Annotated in this window: 17 protein-coding genes; 11 read left to right on the forward strand and 6 right to left on the reverse strand. The window is 74.3% G+C overall.

Annotated elements, in window-relative coordinates; genetic code table 11:
- The first annotated feature begins 71 nt into the window (after window positions 1–71).
- From ABZZ38_RS17295 to ABZZ38_RS17305, 3 genes are all read left to right on the forward strand, one after another.
- Entirely contained in the window at window positions 72–1421 is a 1350-nt protein-coding gene (locus ABZZ38_RS17295; protein ID WP_356740391.1) for a nucleobase:cation symporter-2 family protein, read from the forward strand.
- A gap of 17 nt (window positions 1422–1438) precedes the next feature.
- Entirely contained in the window at window positions 1439–2299 is an 861-nt protein-coding gene (locus ABZZ38_RS17300; protein ID WP_356740393.1) for a polysaccharide deacetylase family protein, read from the forward strand.
- An 83-nt stretch (window positions 2300–2382) separates the two neighbouring features.
- Window positions 2383–2661 carry a DUF2087 domain-containing protein gene (locus ABZZ38_RS17305; RefSeq protein WP_356740395.1) on the forward strand — a complete coding sequence of 93 codons (279 nt, stop codon included), beginning with the start codon at window positions 2383–2385 and terminating at the stop codon, window positions 2659–2661.
- Window positions 2662–2710: 49 nt separating this feature from the next.
- Here ABZZ38_RS17305 and ABZZ38_RS17310 read toward each other — a convergent pair whose 3' ends face one another.
- The 3 genes from ABZZ38_RS17310 to ABZZ38_RS17320 are packed head-to-tail and all read right to left on the reverse strand — an operon-like array spanning window position 2711 to window position 3890.
- Window positions 2711–2902, reverse strand: a complete 192-nt coding sequence (locus ABZZ38_RS17310) for a hypothetical protein (RefSeq protein ID WP_356740397.1) — start codon at window positions 2900–2902, stop codon at window positions 2711–2713.
- Between the two features lie 42 nt (window positions 2903–2944).
- A complete protein-coding gene (locus ABZZ38_RS17315; protein ID WP_356740398.1) occupies window positions 2945–3172 on the reverse strand; it encodes a hypothetical protein in 228 nt (75 codons plus the stop codon).
- A 40-nt stretch (window positions 3173–3212) separates the two neighbouring features.
- Window positions 3213–3890 carry an AIM24 family protein gene (locus ABZZ38_RS17320; protein ID WP_356740400.1) on the reverse strand — a complete coding sequence of 226 codons (678 nt, stop codon included), beginning with the start codon at window positions 3888–3890 and terminating at the stop codon, window positions 3213–3215.
- A 70-nt stretch (window positions 3891–3960) separates the two neighbouring features.
- Between ABZZ38_RS17320 and ABZZ38_RS17325 the strand changes: the two genes are divergently transcribed.
- The 6 genes from ABZZ38_RS17325 to ABZZ38_RS17350 all read left to right on the forward strand — a co-directional run bounded on the left by ABZZ38_RS17325 (window position 3961) and on the right by ABZZ38_RS17350 (window position 10813).
- A complete protein-coding gene (locus ABZZ38_RS17325) occupies window positions 3961–4629 on the forward strand; it encodes a peptidyl-tRNA hydrolase (RefSeq protein WP_356740402.1) in 669 nt (222 codons plus the stop codon).
- Between the two features lie 65 nt (window positions 4630–4694).
- Window positions 4695–5471: a DUF4142 domain-containing protein gene (locus tag ABZZ38_RS17330; protein WP_356740465.1), complete on the forward strand. Its 777-nt coding sequence runs from the start codon at window positions 4695–4697 to the stop codon at window positions 5469–5471.
- Between the two features lie 108 nt (window positions 5472–5579).
- Window positions 5580–7319 (forward strand): DUF692 family multinuclear iron-containing protein, encoded by a 1740-nt coding sequence (locus ABZZ38_RS17335; RefSeq protein WP_356740404.1) that lies wholly within the window; start codon window positions 5580–5582, stop codon window positions 7317–7319.
- A gap of 7 nt (window positions 7320–7326) precedes the next feature.
- Window positions 7327–8325, forward strand: coding sequence for a TIGR04222 domain-containing membrane protein (locus tag ABZZ38_RS17340; protein WP_356740406.1), 999 nt, complete (start codon window positions 7327–7329; stop codon window positions 8323–8325).
- A gap of 74 nt (window positions 8326–8399) precedes the next feature.
- A complete protein-coding gene (locus tag ABZZ38_RS17345; protein ID WP_356740408.1) occupies window positions 8400–9152 on the forward strand; it encodes a TIGR04222 domain-containing membrane protein in 753 nt (250 codons plus the stop codon).
- A gap of 158 nt (window positions 9153–9310) precedes the next feature.
- Complete coding sequence (locus ABZZ38_RS17350) at window positions 9311–10813, forward strand: alpha/beta hydrolase (protein ID WP_356740410.1); 1503 nt, start codon at window positions 9311–9313, stop codon at window positions 10811–10813.
- Between the two features lie 51 nt (window positions 10814–10864).
- On the opposite strand, the gene hemQ is transcribed toward ABZZ38_RS17350, so the two are convergent.
- Entirely contained in the window at window positions 10865–11578 is a 714-nt protein-coding gene (gene hemQ, locus ABZZ38_RS17355) for a hydrogen peroxide-dependent heme synthase (RefSeq protein ID WP_356740412.1), read from the reverse strand.
- A gap of 4 nt (window positions 11579–11582) precedes the next feature.
- Window positions 11583–13019, reverse strand: coding sequence for a protoporphyrinogen oxidase (hemG, locus tag ABZZ38_RS17360; RefSeq protein ID WP_356740413.1), 1437 nt, complete (start codon window positions 13017–13019; stop codon window positions 11583–11585).
- Window positions 13020–13115: 96 nt separating this feature from the next.
- On the opposite strand from hemG, the gene ABZZ38_RS17365 reads away from it, so the two are divergent.
- On the forward strand, window positions 13116–14501 hold the full coding sequence (locus ABZZ38_RS17365; RefSeq protein ID WP_356740415.1) for an FAD-dependent oxidoreductase: 1386 nt from the start codon (window positions 13116–13118) through the stop codon (window positions 14499–14501).
- On the opposite strand, the gene hemE is transcribed toward ABZZ38_RS17365, so the two are convergent.
- Window positions 14498–15580 carry a uroporphyrinogen decarboxylase gene (gene hemE / locus ABZZ38_RS17370; RefSeq protein ID WP_356740466.1) on the reverse strand — a complete coding sequence of 361 codons (1083 nt, stop codon included), beginning with the start codon at window positions 15578–15580 and terminating at the stop codon, window positions 14498–14500. The genes ABZZ38_RS17365 and hemE overlap by 4 nt on opposite strands.
- 112 nt (window positions 15581–15692) lie before the next feature.
- Here hemE and ABZZ38_RS17375 point away from each other — a divergent pair, with 112 nt between their 5' ends.
- Window positions 15693–16364, forward strand: coding sequence for a DUF3000 domain-containing protein (locus ABZZ38_RS17375; RefSeq protein ID WP_356740417.1), 672 nt, complete (start codon window positions 15693–15695; stop codon window positions 16362–16364).
- Window positions 16365–16803 lie beyond the last annotated feature (439 nt).

The following is a 16803-nucleotide window of genomic DNA, read 5'->3' on the forward strand; positions in this document are numbered from 1 at the left end:
CGTCCGCCCCACGCCGACAAAGATCAACTGCGTCAATGCAGGTCCGCCTCGTCATCCCTGGAGGACCTCCCGTGTCAGCCCCGCCCCGCGACCCCGCCGGTCGCCACCCCGTCGATCAGCGGCCTCCCCTGGCCAGGCTCGCCGCACTCGGGCTCCAGCACGTGCTGGTCATGTACACCGGCTGTGTCACGGTGCCGCTGGTCTTCGGTGCGGCGGCCGGTCTCGACGCCTCCGCCATCGCGCTGCTCATCAACGCCGACCTGCTCGTGGCGGGGCTGGTCACCGTCGTACAGAGCCTGGGCGTCAGCCGGCTCCTCGGTATCCGGTTGCCGGTCGTCACCGGCGCGACCTTCGCGGGCGTGACCCCGATGATCCTGATCGAGCAGCAGTACGGCATGCAGGCCGTATACGGATCGATGCTCGCGGCGGGCCTGTTCGGGCTGCTGGTCGCCGCGCCGTTCGCCCGGCTGGTGCGGTTCTTCCCGCCGCTGGTGAGCGGCACCGTGATCACCGTGATCGGGCTCTCGCTCATCGGGGTCGCGGCGGGCCTGATCACCGGCAACGATCCGAAGGCGGCGGACCACGCCTCGGACGGGCGGCTGGCGCTGGCCGCCGGGGTGCTGATCTTCATCGTCCTGTTCACCCGTTTCGCGCGCGGTTTCCTCGGACAGATCGGCATCCTGCTGGCGCTGGTCGGCGGCACGCTGGTCGCGATACCGATGGGCCTGACCGACTTCTCCGGCGTGTCCGGCACCGACTGGCTGGGGCCGGCGGCGCCGTTCCACTTCGGGGCGCCGCGGTTCCCGCCGACCGCCGTCCTCGCGATGTGCGTGGTGATGCTGGTGATCTTCACGGAGTCGACGGCGGCCATGCTGGCGGTCGGCGAGGCCGCCGGCCGGCCCGTGACCGACAAGGACTTGGCACGCGGCCTCGCCGCCGACGGCCTGTCCGGCGTCCTGGGCGGCGCGATGAACTCCTTCATGGACACGGTCTTCAGCCAGAACGTCGGTCTCATCGGCATCACGGGCGTGGTCAGCCGGTACGTGACGGCCGTCGCCGGAGGACTGCTGGTCGCCCTCGGGCTCGTCCCCAAGCTGGGTGCACTGGTCGCGGCGCTGCCGGGCCCGGTGGTCGGCGCGGCGGCCCTGGTCCTCTTCGCGACGGTCACGATGGTGGGCGTCAACACCCTGCGCCGCGTCGACCTCGACCAGGGCCACAACCTGACCGTCGCGGCAGTCGCCCTGGGCGTCGGCCTGATGCCGGAGGTGGCGCCCGGAATCTACGACGGCTTCCCGTCCTGGGCGCGGATCATCCTGGCCAGCGGCATCACGAGCGCGGCCCTGACGGCGTTCGCGCTGAACCTGCTGTTCCACCACGTGGGACGCGACGCGCGCCGCCGCTCCCCTGAAAACGCACAATAATCATATAGTTTCACTATGTGATCAACCGTGTACGAAAGCTGTCATTTCTGACCGCTCTCGCCGCCCTGACCGGCTGCGGCGGGGGCGGCGCCGATGTCGCGCACCTCCCCGACACGGTGCGGCCCGCGTCGGCGAGCCCCTCCGCCGCGCGCCTCGCGCGGACACCGCCGAACCTGGCACCCGGTCCCGGGGGGCGCACCCCCGTGTACGAGCGGGGCGCCCCGTCCGGCGCGAAGACCGTCGCGCTCACCTTCGACGCCGACATGACCGCCGATCAGGGCCCCCGCGCCGCGCGCGGGGAGCGGTTCGACAACCCCGCGCTGATCGCCACGCTCAAGCGCCTGAAGGTCGACTCGACGATCTTCATGACGGGCCGCTGGGCCGAGGAGTACCCCGAGCAGGCCAGGGCGATCGGCAGCGATCCCCGCTTCGAGGTCGCCAACCACTCCTACAGCCACCATGCCTTCAAGGCCCCCTGCTACGGCCTTCCGACGCTGGACCGGACCGCCATGGCCGCCGACGTGCGCCGCGCTTTCGACGCCTTCCGTGCGGCCGGTGTCCGCAACGTCGTGCCGTACTTCCGCTTTCCCGGCGGCTGCTACGACGACGACGCGCTGCGCGCCCTGGCGCCCGCGCGGGTGACGGCCGTGCAGTGGGACGTGATCAGCGGCGACGCCTTCGCGACCGACCCGGACGCGGTCGCCGAACAGGTCCTCGCGGGCGTGAGACCGGGCTCCCTGGTGGTGCTGCACTGCACCCGCAGCGCGGCGCCGGTCACCGAGGAGGCGGTCCGGACGATCGTGCCGGAGCTGCGCAGGCGCGGCTACCGTTTCGTCAAGGTGTCCGAGCTGATGCGGGCGGACCGGAACGGCGCCTGACGAGGCCCACCGTGAGCCGGGCGCGACCGGGCCCGCCGGAAAACACGTTGCCCCGGCGTCCACCCGGCTGCGAGGCTCCCGCCATGTCCGACGACCTGACCGGCGGCTCCCACGCGGTGACCGCTCTCTTCTCCCGCGGCCGGCTGACCGCCATCCCGCGCAAGGCGGCCCGCCGTGAACAGCTGCTCACGCACCTCGCCCACGCGCTGTTCGAGCGGGACCGCGCGTACAGCGAGCGCGAGGTCAACGACGCGCTGCTCACCGTCCACGAGGACTGCTCGGCGCTGCGCCGGTACCTGGTCGTGGCCGGGCTGCTGACCCGCACCAGGGACGGCAGCAGCTACCGCCGCGCCGCGGTCTGACGCGCCCCGGCCCGGACAGGCGCCCGCTCGGCCGCCCGGACAGGCGCGCTCAGCCGGAACAGGCGGTGCGCTCGGCCTCCCGCCACTCACAGACCGGGCACAGCGTGATGCCCTTGGTCGACTCCGGGTACTCCGTCGGCTCCTGGCACAGGACGCAGGCGGCGTACGGCGGGCCCTCGGCGGTCGTCGGCCCGGGCGCGGCGGTCTCGGCCGCCGACGTTTCGCAGTACGAGTCGTCCATGTGTACGAGCGTACTCGCGCCGCTGTCCACGGGCGCCGCCGCTCACTCGCGGGCCGTGAGCCGGCAGGCCAGCGCCGTCGCCGCCGCGACGGCCATGGCGCCCACGAACGCGAGCCAGGGGGGATCGACGGTGCCGGTGAGGGAGCCGGTGACCAGGGCCGTGACCGCGTGCCGCGCCGGGGAGCCGGGGGTGACCAGGGCGAGCAGCGCGCTCAGGGCGATCGCGGCATGCGCGGGGGCAGCGCGAGGTCGGCGCCGCGCAGGACCCACGGCCCGCGGGCGCCGTAACGGCGGCCCACCCCCTGGAGGTTCAGCCCTGCTTCGCCTTCTCCGTGGTGAGTTCGCTGGGCCGCACGATCACGAACCCCTCACCCTCCAGCATCAGCTGCACCGCCTCGCCCGAGCCGCCGCGGATCATCGAGCCGAGGGACTGCGAGCGGTGCAGCGAGGTGTTCAGCTGGTCGCTCCAGCCGACGACGGCGTCGGTGTCGACGTACACCGGCTGGTGCGTGGTGACCGGGATGACGATGGGGTCGCCCTCGCAGATCACGGCCAGCTTGCCGTACCCCGTGAAGACGCTGTTGAAGATGCCGCCGCCGGTCATCCCGGCGCCCTTCACCGTCTTGATCTCGTACTGGAGGGTGGCGTCGAAGCACAGGACGTTGCGGCCGTTGAGGGTGAGCGCGTCGCCCTGTTCGATGTCGATGATGAAGCAGTTCCGCGCCTCGTGCGCGAACCACGCCTCGCCCTGGCCCCGCACGGCCATCAGCGGCAGCCCCTCGCCGGTGACGGCGCGCTTGAGCATGCCGCCCAGGCCCTGGCCCTTGCGCTCGAACTGCAGATTGCCCCGGAAGGCGATCATCGAGCCCTGGCGCGCGTGCATCTCGCCGTTGACCGCGTACTTGACCGACTTGGCATTCTGCAACGTCATGCCGGGCACCGTCGCCTGCTGCGCCGTGTGTGCGGACGCGAAGAGATCGCTTTTCATACGGGCATCCTGTCCCGGAATTACCCATTCCGCCAAGAACGGCCGACCGGGGGGCTGGCAGACTGGCCGCGTGAGCAGCAACGACACCCCGCAGTACGTCCTTCCCCTCGTCGTACGGATCGAGCGGTCGGAGCCCCCCGCCCGTACCGACGCACTCGAAACCGCGGCGCGCGCGGTGCTGGTGATGCTCTCGGACGACCGCTCCCTCGGGGACGGTGCGTGGGCGCAAGCCATGCGTGACTGGCAGGACACCCGGATCCGCAAAGTCGTGCGCCGGGCGCGCGGCGCCGAGTGGCGCAAGGCCTCGCAGCTGCCGGGCGTCACGGTCACCGGTGACACCGCGGAGGTACGGGTCTTCCCGCCCGTACCGCTGGACGGCTGGCCCAAGGAGCTGGCCAGGCTCCAGGTGTCCGGCACGGAGCTGGACGACACCGGCGAGCTGCCCGGGCCCCGTCCCGACCAGGCCGCGCTGTGGCTCAACCCCGGGCTGAGCATGTCGGCCGGCAAGGAGATGGCACAGGTCGGACATGGCGCCCAGCTGCTGTGGTGGGCCATGACGGACGCGGACCGCAAGGCGTGGCGGGAGGCCGGCTTCCCGCTGGCGGTGCGCACCGCGCACCGCGACCGGTGGGCCGAACTGACCGCGAGCGGGCTGCCGGTGGTGCGGGACGCGGGCTTCACGGAGATCGCTCCGGGCTCCTGCACGGTCGTCTCCGACTTTCCCGTTCGAGCCGACTGAACGTTCCCGCAGCGGTATACGTACTCCCCAGTACTGCCATCGGTTCGGGAGGCTCCACCTTGTTGTTGCGGCGTATCAACGGCACGGCACTCATCATCACGGCTCTGGTCGCCACGGTCGGCGCCCTGGCGTTCCCCGTCTGGTCGTACGCCGACCGCTCCGGTACCGGCCAGGCCAATCTCACCGCGTCCTCCGTCGCCACGCAGTGGGGCCCACTGTCCGCGACCGACCGCGACTTCCTCGTCAAGGTCCGGCTGGCCGGGCTGTGGGAACTGCCCGCCGGCCAGCAGGCGATCGAACGGGCACCGTCACAGGCGATCAAGGACGCGGGTGACCATCTCGTCGTCGGCCACACCGACCTGGACGAGCGGGCGCGTGACGTGGCCGCGAAGCTGGGCGTGGAGCTGCCCAACCAGCCGACGGAGCAGCAGCAGGGCTGGCTGCGGGAGTTGTCGGCGGCGAGCGGCGAGGAGTACGAGCGGAAGTTCGCCAACCTGCTGCGCAACGCGCACGGCAAGGTCTTCGCCCTGGTCGCCCAGGTGCGGCACACCACGCGCAACACGCTGATACGGCAGCTGGCGACCGACGCCAACCAGACCGTGCTCGACCACATCACGATGCTGGAGCAGACCGGCAAGGTCGACTTCGACGCCATCGCCAACGAGGCCGCGGGGCAGGCGACCGCGAGCCCGTCGGGACCGCCGCCGCCGAACGGCAACCTGCCGCCGGCGCCGTCCCCGGCCGTGCCGACCGGGACGGACCAGTCGTTCACCTCCCGCCCCTCGACGCAGCCCGGCCCGCCGACGGCGGTCAACACGAACCGCCCGCCCGTGAACCCGTGAACCCGTGTGCACCGGTGAACCTCAAATGAAGCTCTGAACGGTCCCCCTCCTGGGTTGATCGCTCTCCGCCGGGGCCATCACCCCTCCACAGCGGTGGAGGAGGGGGACATGACGAACCTGGGTACCGGCATCGGCTGGCGACCGGAGATCGCGGACGCGGTGGAGGGGCTGCCCGGCGTGGACTGGGTGGAGGTGGTCGCCGAGAACATCTGCGCCGGCCACCTCCCCGACTCCTTGCTGCGGCTGCGCGAGCGGGGCGTCACCGTCGTCCCGCACGGTGTGTCGCTGGGCCTGGGCGGCGCGGACCGACCGGACGCGGAGCGGCTGGCGGAGCTGGCCGCCAAGGCGACGGCGCTGGGCGCGCCACTGGTGACCGAGCACATCGCGTTCGTACGGGCCGGGGGCCTGGAGGCGGGTCACCTGCTGCCGGTGCCGCGGACGTGGGACGCGCTGGACGTACTGTGCGAGAACGTCCGCATCGCGCAGGAGGCGCTGCCGGTGCCGCTCGCGCTGGAGAACATCGCGGCGCTGGTGTCCTGGCCGGGCGAGGAGCTGACGGAGGGACGGTTCCTCGCGGAGCTGGTGGCCCGCACCGGAGTGCGGCTGCTCATCGACGTGGCCAACCTGCACACCAACCACGTCAACCGGGGCGAGGACCCCTCCAGGGCGCTCGACGAACTGCCGGTCGAGGCGATCGCGTACGTGCACGTGGCGGGCGGCGTCGAACGGGACGGCGTCTGGCACGACACCCACGCCCACCCGGTGCCGCCCCAGATCCTGGACGTGCTCGCGGACCTCGCCTCCCGGGTCACCCCGCCGGGTGTCCTCCTGGAACGGGACGACGACTTCCCCCCGGCGTCCGAACTGGCGGCGGAGCTGTCGGCGATCCGGGGAACGCTCGTCCGGGGCCGGGCCCGCGCCCCGAGGGCCGCCCTGTCACGGAAGCCGGCCTTGACGGGCGCGGCGCTTTCGGCGGCGGCGCCCTCGGCGACCGGGGTCACCGGCGCGGCGTCCTCCGACGCGGTGTCCTCCGGCGCGGGGTCCTGCGGCGCGGCTCCTTCCGGCGGGGCGCTTCCCGGTGCCCGGCAGCGGGTGGGGGCGGCGCCTTCGGCGGCGGGGGTCACCGGCGCGGGGCTTTCGGGCACGGGACTTCCGGGCGCCGGGGTCTTCGGCGCGGGGCCTTCGGCGGCGGGGGTCACCGGCGCGGGGCCTTCGGGCACGGGACTTCCGGGCGCGGGGAGCTCCGGCGCGGGGCCTTCGGGCACGGGACTTCCGGGCGCCGGGGTCTTCGGCGCGGGGCCTTCGGGCACGGGACTTCCGGGCGCGGGGGTCACCGGCGCGGGGCCTTCGGGCACGGGACTTCCGGGCGCCGGGGTCTCCGGCGCGGGGCCTTCGGGCGCAGGACTTCCGGGCGCGGCGTCCCCCGACGGGGAGCTTCCCGGTGCCCGGCAGCGGGTGGGGGTGGCGCAGGCCGGGCTGTTGGGGGCGCTCGTCGCGGGGGCGGAGGTGCCCGAGGGGTTCGACCGGGCGCGGCTGCGGGTGCAGAGCCGGGCGCTGGCCGCCAAGCGGGCCGGGGTCGTCGCCAAGGTCGCGCCCGAGGTGCCGGAGATCGTCGGGGACGGCTACCGCGCCGCGTTCCTCGCGTACGCCATGTCCCGCCCCATGCGCGGCGGTTACCGGCGCGACGCGCTCGACTTCGTCGAGCACCTGCTCGTCGCCGGGGAGCCCGCGGACCCCGCCGCGCGGCGGCGGCTCACCTTGTGGTGGCAGGACCGTGCCGGGGCGCGCCCGCCCGGGCGGGTCACCCGGTTCGTACGCGCCGCCCGCGCCGCGCTGGCGGGGAGGTGAGCCGGCCGTGAACGTGCTCGCCGTCCTGATCGCCCTGGGTGTCGCCCTCTCGTCGGTCCTGCTCATCCGCGGCACGGCCGCGAGCCGGCGCACCGGCCCGGGCGGTCCCCTTCACGACCGGGTGGAGGCCGCGTTCCTGCGCGGCGGCCCCGCCCGCGTCGTGGACGCCGCGATCGCCGCCCTCCACGAGGACGGGCGTCTCGTCGTCGCCGGGCCGGGGATCGTCGCCGTCCAACGCCCCGTCGCGTACGACCCCGTCGAGCGCGCCGTCCTCGACGTGCACGCCTCCGCGCCCAGCGGCGCGCTGCACGTCCTGCGGCTCGCCGCGATGCGACACCCCTCGGTCCAGGCGGTCGGTGACGCTCTCGCCGCACGGGGCCTGATCCTGCCGCGCGACGCCGGGCGCAAGTGGCGCCGCTGGAGCCTCGCCCAGGGGCTCACGTGCCTGCTGCTGCTCTTCGTGTCGATCCCTTTGACGGTGATCGAGCTGGTGGCTCACGGGCTCGACGAGTGGCCGATCCCCTTCATCGGGAAGGTGGCTCCCGTCCTCGTCGCGGGCGGCGTCGTCGCCGGGGTGTGCGGGAGCGTCGCCGGACGCCGGGTGACCGGCGCGGGCAATCGCGCCATCGCCGCGTTCACGGGGGCACACGCCCACTCCCCGGACGCGGGGCACCGGGTGGCCCTGTACGGGTTGCGGGCGGTTCCGGACCCGGTGCTGGCGGAGCAGTTGGTCGCCGCGGCGCGGATGAACCGCGGTGGCGCCCGGTCGTCGGACGCGCTCGTCACCACCGGGGTGGCGGTCACGGTGTGGTGCGCGGCCTCCGATCCGGGCGGCTCGGGCTGCGGGTCCGCCAGTTGCGGAAGCAGCGGCTCCGGCTGTGGAGGCGGGTCCGGTTGCGGCACTGGCAGCGGCTCCGGCTGTGGAGGCAGCAGCGGTGGCAGCAGTGGTGGCGGCTCCAGTTGCGGTGGTGGCGGGTCGAGTTGCGGCGGCGGCTCCAGTTCCTGAGCCCGTGACCCGGTGACGTCCACATCGTGGAAAACCCATGGCGGTCCGTCCACCCCCTCGCGTACAACTCCGCCATGCTCTGGCTCCCCTTCCTCCTGGTGGCGTGGACCGCCGCGGCCGTCAGTTGCGCGCGGCTGTGCCTCGCCGCCGTCGAAGCGGCCAAGCCGCCGCACCGCCCGGAGACCCCCGCCGACCGGGACCGCGTCCGTGAACTGAGCCTGTACGAAGCCGCTTTCCTCGCCGGCGGCCCGTCCCGCGTCACCGAGCTGACCCTGGTCTCGATGCACCGCCGCCGCCGGCTGCTCCTCGCGCACACCGGCTGGGCGACCGTCGTCGACCCGGCGGGCGAGGACGACCTGGAGCGTTCCGTCATCGGCGCGATAGGGCCCGGAGGGCAGTCCCGGACAGCGGCGGTCCGCACCGCCGCCGCCCGCTCCCCCGCCGTACACGCCCTCGCGGACCGTCTCGTCGCGGCCGGCCTGGCCGTCCCCGAGGGCGCCCGCGCGGCCGTCGGCGCCTCGATACGGGCCGTGCGCGGCGCGACCGCCCTCACCGTCCTGCTGGCCGCCGCCGTACCACTGCTCCTCCCGGCCGGCCACGTCCCGCCCGGCCCGGGGATGGCGTGGTTCGCGCTGCCGCTCGTCCTCACCCTGGGCTGTCTCGTCATCGCCCGTATCGAGGTCCATCCGTACACCCGCTGGGCCTCCCCCGCCGGCCAGCGGCTCCTCGCCCGGGTCACCCCGCGCGACCCGCTGACCGCCGTCGCGATCGGCGGCGTGGCCGCCGTGGACGACCCGGCCCTGCGGGCGGCGCTCTCCGCCCCGTGACTCCGCCGTGAAGGGAGCCCCGTACGTCCCACCCCATAAGGGTGGTTGACCCCGACACCGCGGCGAAGATCCTGGACCGGCGTCACCCTCCGGAGAAGGATCCCTCTGTTCCGCGCGTCCGCGCCGTTCCGCGCCCGCACGCCGACGAAGGGACCGCGATGAGAGCAGTCGCCCTGTGCGGAGCCGTCGGCTCCCTGGTCCTGTCCCCTCTCGCCGCCACGCCCGCCGGGGGCCTGGAGACCGCCACCGCCGAGGCGTTGGGCGCCGCACGCGCCGCCCAGCGCGCCGCCGCCACCGGCATCGCCTTCGGCCCCTGCCCCGCGGCGGGGAAGCCGCCCTCCGGGGTCGAGTGCGGCACCGTCGAGGTCCCCCTCGACTACGCCCGCTCCGACGGCGGCCGGATCACCCTGACGGTCAGCCGGGCCGGGGCGCTCGGCGAACCCGCCGAACGGCAGGGCGCCCTGGTCTTCAACCCCGGTGGCCCCGGAGCGGGTTCGCTGTGGTTCCCGGCGTCCGCCGAGCTACCCGAGTGGCGGCGCGTCGCCCGCGCGTACGACCTCGTCGGGTACACCCCGCGCGGCGTGGACGACTCCGCGCCGCTCAGCTGCCAGGACCCCGCGGACTTCGTCAAGGCGCCGACCCCGGCACCGGCGGAGCCGTCCGCGTCGTACAAGAAGGAGCGGATCGCGAGGGCGCGGGCCTACGCACGGGGCTGCGAGCGGCACGCGGGCCCCGCGCTGCGCCATTACACGTCGCTCAACAACGCCCGCGACCTGGAGGTGCTGCGGGCGGCGCTGGGCGAGCGGAAGCTGACGTACCTGGGTGCGTCGTACGGCACGTACCTGGGCGGGCTGTACGCGACTCTCTTCCCGGGCCGGGTGCGCCGGATGGTCTTCGACTCGGTGGTCGACCCCTCCCCCGGCCGCATCTGGTACCGGAACAACCTCGGCCAGTCGCGCGCCTTCGAGCGGCGCTGGCTGGACTTTTGCACCTGGGTCGCCCGGCACGACGACACGTACCACCTGGGCGCGGACGCGGAGGTGGTGCGGCGGGCCTACGAGAAGGTGAGTGCCGAGCTCGCCCGCCGGCCGGCCGGCGGGAAGGTCGGCCCGGGCCGGCTCCAGGCCGCGTACCTGGGGGCGGGCTACTACGACGATCTGTGGGTCCCGCGGGCGACGGCCCTGTCGGAGTTCCTGAAGGGCAACGCGCAGCCGCTGATCGAGCAGGCGGCGCCGCGCGCGGAGGCGGCGCGGGAGGCGGAGAACGGCAACGCCGTCCACACGGCGGTGGAGTGCGACGACGGGCCCTGGCCGACGGACTGGCGGGTCTGGGACCGCGACAACACGCTGCCGGCGCGGGAGGCGCCGTTCGAGACGTGGGCCAACGTGTGGCTGAACCTGCCGTGCGCCTACCGGCCCGCGCCCCGGCAGCAGCCGCTCGATGTGCGGGCGGAGCCGGGCGCGCTGCCCCCGACGCTGATCCTGGCGGCCGAACGGGACGCGGCCACGCCGTACGGTGTCGCGGGCGGGCCCAACGCGTGCGTGAACGGGTATCTGGAGGCGTATCTGCTCCAGGGGAGGACGCCGGTGCGGCGCGCGTCGTGCGCGCCGCACCGGGAGCCGGACCCGGTGTCGCTGGAGCGGCGGACGCCCGCCGTCTGATCTTCCGGGTCGAGGGGTGGCCGGGCCTGGGGTCAGGCCCGGGCCGGGCCGTCAGGCCAGGCCCGCCACCAGGTCCGCGACCGACTTGCGCCGGCCGGTGTAGAACGGGACCTCTTCGCGCACGTGCATGCGGGCCTCGGAGGCGCGCAGGTGGCGCATGAGGTCCACGATGCGGTACAGCTCGTCCGCCTCGAAGGCGAGGAGCCACTCGTAGTCGCCGAGCGAGAACGAGGCGACCGTGTTGGCGCGCACGTCGGGGAAGCCACGCGCCATCTTGCCGTGGTCGGCCAGCATGCGCCGCCGGTCCTCGTCGGGCAGCAGGTACCAGTCGTACGAGCGCACGAAGGGGTACACCGAGACGTAGTCGCGCGGCGTCTCGTCGGCGAGGAAGGCCGGGATGTGGGAGCGGTTGAACTCGGCCGGGCGGTGCAGCGCCATGTTCGACCACACCGGCTCCAGGGCGCGGCCCAGCCTGGTGCGGCGGAACAGGTTGTACGCCTCCTGGAGCGCGTCCGAGGTCTCGGCGTGCCACCAGATCATCAGATCGGCGTCGGCGCGCAGACCGGAGACGTCGTACGTGCCGCGCACGGTGATGTCCTTGGCGGCGAGCTGGTCGAACAGCTCCTGGACCTCGTCGGCGTAGCCGGCCCGGTCCTCGGGCAGGACGTCGCGCAGCTTGAAGACGGACCACAGGGTGTAGCGGATGACCTCGTTGAGGTCCTTCGCCTTCTTACCGGCGTTCGGGATCTTTTCGGGCGCACTCATGGGGCTATTCTCGCTCGTCACTCAGGGTGCCCTGCGCCAGGGTCGGCGTGGCGAGGATCTCGTCCGCCGCGCGCCGGGCGCTCGCGACGCAGGCGGGGATGCCGACACCGTCGTAGACGGCCCCGCAGACGCGCAGGGCGGGCAGTTTGGCGACGGCGTCGCGGATGCGCGCGACGCGCGCCGGATGACCGACGGGGTACTGCGGCAGGCCGCCGGTCCACCGGGTGACCTCGGTGGCCACCGGCCTGGCGGCGAGGCCGGTGGCGGCGGTGAGGTCCTCCAGCGACACGGAGACGAGGTCGGCGTCGTCCCGCTCCAGGTGCTCCTCCTCGCCGTACCGGCCGATGGAGGTGCGGAGCACGACGAGGTCGCCGGAGCCCTCGTCGGTCCACCGCCACTTCTGCGACGAGAAGGTGGACGCCTTGATGGTGCGGCCGTCGACGGGCGGCACGAGGAAGCCGGAGCCCGCGGGCAGGACCGCCTCGGCGTCGGCGCGCCGGAAGGCGAAGGTGACGAGGGCCATCGACGCGTACTCGACGGCGGCGAGTTCGGTGGCGGCGGCCGGGGACTCGGCGGCCAGGAGCGCGGAGGCGGACCGGGCGGGCGTGGCGAGGATGACGGCGTCGGCGTGGATGACGCGTTCGCCGGTACGGACGTCCCAGCCCCCGGCCGACCGGGTCAGGGCGTGGACGGGCATGTCGGTGAGGATCTCGCCGCCCTGTGCGGTGATCGCGTCGGCGACGGCGCCGGGGAGCGTGCCGATGCCGCCCTCGATGCCCATGAAGGCGGGCCCGGTCTGCCCCTGAGCTCCTCGCTGCACGGCGCGCACGGCCTCGGTGAGGGTGCCGTGGGTGCGGGCGGCCTCGAACAGCTTCGGTACGGCTGCCCGCATGGAGATCGTGTACGCGTCGCCCGCGTACACCCCGCCGAGGAGCGGCTCGACGAGCCGGTCGACGACCTCGCGGCCGAGGCGCCCGGCGACGTACGCCCCGATGGCGACGTCGTCGCCGAGGTCGAGCGGGTCGGCGGGGGCGAGGTCGCGTTCGCGCTCGATGCGGGTGAGGCCCTCGGGGGACAGCAGGCCGGTGAGGGCGGCGGCGTCCGCCGGGACGCCCATGACGTGGCCCTTGGGCATGGGGCGCAGGGCGTCGCGGGTCCACACGGCGGCGGCGGTGGTCGCGGGCGGCTGGAGGCGGTCGCCGAGGCCGACGGCCCGCGCGAGGTCGATGGCCTCGGGGCGGCGGGCGAGCATCGACTCGGCGCCGAGGTCGACGGGGGCGCCGGCGATGTCGCCGGCGTGGAGCTTGCCACCGAGGCGTCCGGTGGCCTCCAGCAGGGTGACGCGCCGGCCGGCGGTGATCAGCCGGTGGGCGGCGGCGAGCCCGGCGATACCGCCGCCGATGACGACCACGTGGCCGCCCTGGGGTGTGTCCGCGTTCATGGGTCCACTCTCTCAAACGCCGTTGCGGGTGCCGACCGCAACCGCTGAGCGAGCCCCCTCTCCGGTGACGGCGCGGGTGCGCCGTAGCGTGTCCCCATGGGACGAGCGGGACGAGAACGACTGGTGGTCATCGGCGGTGACGCGGCGGGCATGTCGGCCGCGTCGCAGGCCCGCAGGCTGAGGGGCCCGGACGAGCTGGAGATCGTCGCCTTCGAGCGCACCGACTTCACCTCCTACTCCGCGTGCGGCATCCCGTACTGGGTCGGCGGTGATGTGGACGACCGCGACCGGCTCATCGCGCGCGGTCCGCGGGAGCACCGCGAGCGGGGCATCGACCTGCGGCTGCGGACCGAGGTGACCGAGCTGGACGTCGACGGCCGGCGGGTACGCGTGCGCGATCAGGAGTCGGGCGCCGAGTCCTGGACGGGTTACGACAAGCTGGTGATCGCGACCGGCGCCCGGCCGGTGCGGCCGCCGCTGCCGGGCATCGACGCCCCGGGCGTGCACGGGGTGCAGACCCTCGACGACGGCCAGGCCCTGCTGGACACGCTGAACGGGTCGCCGGGGCGGCGCGCCGTCGTCGTCGGCGCCGGTTACATCGGCGTCGAGATGGCCGAGGCGCTGCTCAAACGCGGTTACGGGGTGACGGTCCTCAACCGGGGCGAGCAGCCGATGTCGACGCTGGACCCGGACATGGGCCGGCTGGTGCACGAGGCGATGGACGGGCTCGGCATCACCACCGTCGGCGGCACGGAGGTCACCAAGGTCCTGACGGGTGAGGACGGCAGGGTGCGGGCGGTGGCGACCGAGGACGCCGAGTACCCGGCGGACGTCGTCGTCCTCGGCATGGGTGTCGAGCCCGAGACGACCCTGGCCCGCGCGGCGGGGCTGCCGGTCGGCGCGTACGGCGGCCTGCTCACCGATCTGACGATGCGGGTGCGGGGCCGGGAGGACGTGTGGGCGGGCGGCGACTGCGTGGAGGTCCTGGACCTGGTGTCGGGCCGCGAACGGCACATCCCGCTGGGCACGCACGCCAACAAGCACGGCCAGGTCATCGGCGCCAACGTGGCCGGCGACTACGGCACCTTCCCGGGTGTGGTCGGTACGGCGGTGAGCAAGGTCTGCTCGCTGGAGATCGCCCGCACGGGCCTGCGCGAGCGGGACGCGGAGGCGGTGGGGCTCCGGTTCGTGACGGTGACCGTCGAGTCGACGAGCCGCGCCGGGTACTACCCCGGCGCGGCGCCGATGACGGTGAAGATGCTCGCCGAACGCCGCTCCGGCCGGCTCCTCGGCGTCCAGATCGTGGGCCGTGAGGGCGCGGCGAAGCGCGTGGACATCGCGGCGGTGGCGCTGACGGCCCGGATGACCGTCGAGCAGGTCGCCGCCCTCGACCTGGGCTACGCCCCGCCGTTCTCCCCGGTCTGGGACCCGGTCCAGGTCGCGGCCCGCAAGGCGGTGACGGCGGTGCGCCGCGCCGGTTAGGCCGCCGTCCGCGTGTGGACGTCCTCGACGAGGCGGGTCAGGGCGTCCGGGTCGGTGGTGGGCAGGACGCCGTGGCCCAGGTTGAAGATGTGGCCCTCCAGGCCGGCCGCGGCGTCCAGGACCTCGCGGGTCTTGGCCTCGACGGCCTCGGTGGAGGAGAAGAGGACCGCCGGGTCGAGGTTGCCCTGGAGCGCCTTGCCGGGGCCGACGCGGCGGGCCGCCTCGTCCAGCGGGACGCGCCAGTCGACGCCGACCACGTCGGCGCCCGCCTCACCCATGAGGCCGAGCAGCTCGCCGGTGCCGACGCCGAAGTGGATGCGCGGCACGCCGTATCCCTCGACCGCCCGGAACACCTTCGCCGAGGCCGGCATGACCGAGCGGCGGTAGTCCGCGGGTGCCAGGGCGCCGACCCAGGAGTCGAACAGCTGGATGGCGGACGCGCCGGCCTCGATCTGCACCTTCAGGAAGGCGGAGGTGATGTCGGCGAGCCGGTCGAGCAGGTCGGCCCACAGCTCGGGGTCGCCGTACATGAGGGCCTTGGTGTGCTCGTGGTTGCGGGACGGGCCGCCCTCGACGAGGTAGCTCGCGAGGGTGAAGGGCGCGCCCGCGAAACCGATCAGCGGGGTGGCGCCGAGCTCGCCGGTGAGCATGCCGATGGCCTCGGTGACGTACGAGACGTCCTCGGGGGTCAGGTCCCGCAGCCGCTCCAGGTCCTCCCGGCGGCGGATCGGCTCGGCGACGACCGGGCCGACGCCCGGCTTGATGTCGAGGTCGACGCCGATGGCCTTGAGGGGGACGACGATGTCGCTGAAGAAGATCGCCGCGTCGACCTTGTGCCGCCGCACCGGCTGGAGGGTGATCTCGGTGACGAGCTCCGGTCGCATGCACGACTCCAGCATCGCAATGCCCTCGCGTACCTTCAGGTACTCGGGCAGCGAGCGTCCCGCCTGGCGCATGAACCAGACCGGCGTGTGCGGCACGGGCTCGCGCCTGCACGCCTTCAGGAAGGCGGAGTCGTAGGTCTTCGGCTGCTGGCCCGGGGTGGGGGTGCCCCCGGCCGGGGCTGAGCCTCGGGCCAGGGGGAGATCGTTGGCACTCACGCCCAGAATCTTCGCACGCGCGGGCAAGCCGCTCGGCCGGTGAGGGTGTCCCTCCCTGCGCGAAGGGCTCCTTCCGCCTACTCTTCCCCGCATGGCTGCGGCTCAGGGACAGTTTTCCGATCACTCCGAAGGTGCCGAAGGCACGGACAGCAGGGAGGGGAACCCCGTCCCGTCGGCCTTCGGGCTGGCGGTGGACGCACTGCGCACGGCGCGGCTGCGGCCGGAGGTCGAGGTCGATCCGACCCGTCCGCCGCAGCGGCTGGCCCCGTACGCGTACGCGCTGGAGGCGGCGGTCGTCGAGGGCGAGGAGGATCTGGCGGACGGACGGCTCGTGCTGCTGCACGACCCCGCCGGCCACGAGGCCTGGCAGGGCACCTTCCGGCTCGTCACGCTGGTGCGTGCGGAGCTGGAGCCCGAAATGGCGGCCGATCCGCTGCTGCCCGAGGTGTCCTGGTCGTGGCTGACGGGCGCGCTGGAGGCGCGGGGCCTGTCCTACGACGAGGCCGGCGGCACCGTCACCCGCGCGGGGTCTCACTACTTCGGTGGACTCGCGGACCGCAGGCCGGCGACCCAGATCGAGATCCGCGCGTCGTGGACGCCGCGTGAGGGACGCGGCGGGGTTCCGGACACGGCGGCGCACCTGGCGGCCTGGTGCGACCTCCTGTGCCAGATCGCGGGCCTCCCCCCGTCTTCCCCGGGCCCCCTGGACCCGGGCGCGGGCGTGGTCTCCCTCCCCCAGCGCCGCGGCCCCCAGCGCCCGTAACGGGCCGCACCCGCGAACTCCACCGCCCCGCACCCGGAAACGGCGCGGGGGCGGGGGCAGCGCCCCGCAGCCCGGCGCCTGCCACCACCGAGCCGGCCCGCACCCGGCATGGGGCGCAGGGTGGGGCCGTGCGGGGTCGTGCCGCAGGGGTCGGCGGCGCAGCCGGGGAGTTCAACACGAAGGGCCCGGGCCGCCAGGGAGAGCCGGGCCGGAGGGGCCCCGCACCCCACCCACCGACAGGAGCCGCGCCCCGGTGGCTCGGCACGCGCGCCGCGCCACCGGTTCCCCGGACGGAGGTCCCGGTACGCGACCGGGGCCACCCGTGCGGGTGGACCGCGACCGATCCCGGGAGAGCGGCACCCCGGGTGAGCCCGTCCCGCCCGGGACCGGCGCGCTCCGGGCGGTCCCGGCGCGCCGCTAGGGTCGGACGCGGCGAGGC

Source organism: Streptomyces sp. NPDC006368, assembly GCF_040612535.1.
Classification (GTDB): Bacteria; Actinomycetota; Actinomycetes; order Streptomycetales; family Streptomycetaceae; genus Streptomyces.

Excerpts from the sequence above, each read along its gene's own strand:
- ABZZ38_RS17305 (WP_356740395.1), top strand. The coding sequence starts at position 2,383 with ATGTCCGACGACCTGACCGGCGGCTCCCACGCGGTGACCGCTCTCTTC.
- ABZZ38_RS17365 (WP_356740415.1), top strand. The coding sequence starts at position 13,116 with ATGGGACGAGCGGGACGAGAACGACTGGTGGTCATCGGCGGTGACGCG.
- ABZZ38_RS17345 (WP_356740408.1), top strand. The coding sequence starts at position 8,400 with ATGCTCTGGCTCCCCTTCCTCCTGGTGGCGTGGACCGCCGCGGCCGTC.
- ABZZ38_RS17350 (WP_356740410.1), top strand. The coding sequence starts at position 9,311 with ATGAGAGCAGTCGCCCTGTGCGGAGCCGTCGGCTCCCTGGTCCTGTCC.
- ABZZ38_RS17335 (WP_356740404.1), top strand. The coding sequence starts at position 5,580 with ATGACGAACCTGGGTACCGGCATCGGCTGGCGACCGGAGATCGCGGAC.
- ABZZ38_RS17310 (WP_356740397.1), bottom strand. The coding sequence starts at position 2,902 with ATGGACGACTCGTACTGCGAAACGTCGGCGGCCGAGACCGCCGCGCCC.
- ABZZ38_RS17320 (WP_356740400.1), bottom strand. The coding sequence starts at position 3,890 with ATGAAAAGCGATCTCTTCGCGTCCGCACACACGGCGCAGCAGGCGACG.
- ABZZ38_RS17375 (WP_356740417.1), top strand. The coding sequence starts at position 15,693 with ATGGCTGCGGCTCAGGGACAGTTTTCCGATCACTCCGAAGGTGCCGAA.
- hemG (WP_356740413.1), bottom strand. The coding sequence starts at position 13,019 with ATGAACGCGGACACACCCCAGGGCGGCCACGTGGTCGTCATCGGCGGC.
- hemQ (WP_356740412.1), bottom strand. The coding sequence starts at position 11,578 with ATGAGTGCGCCCGAAAAGATCCCGAACGCCGGTAAGAAGGCGAAGGAC.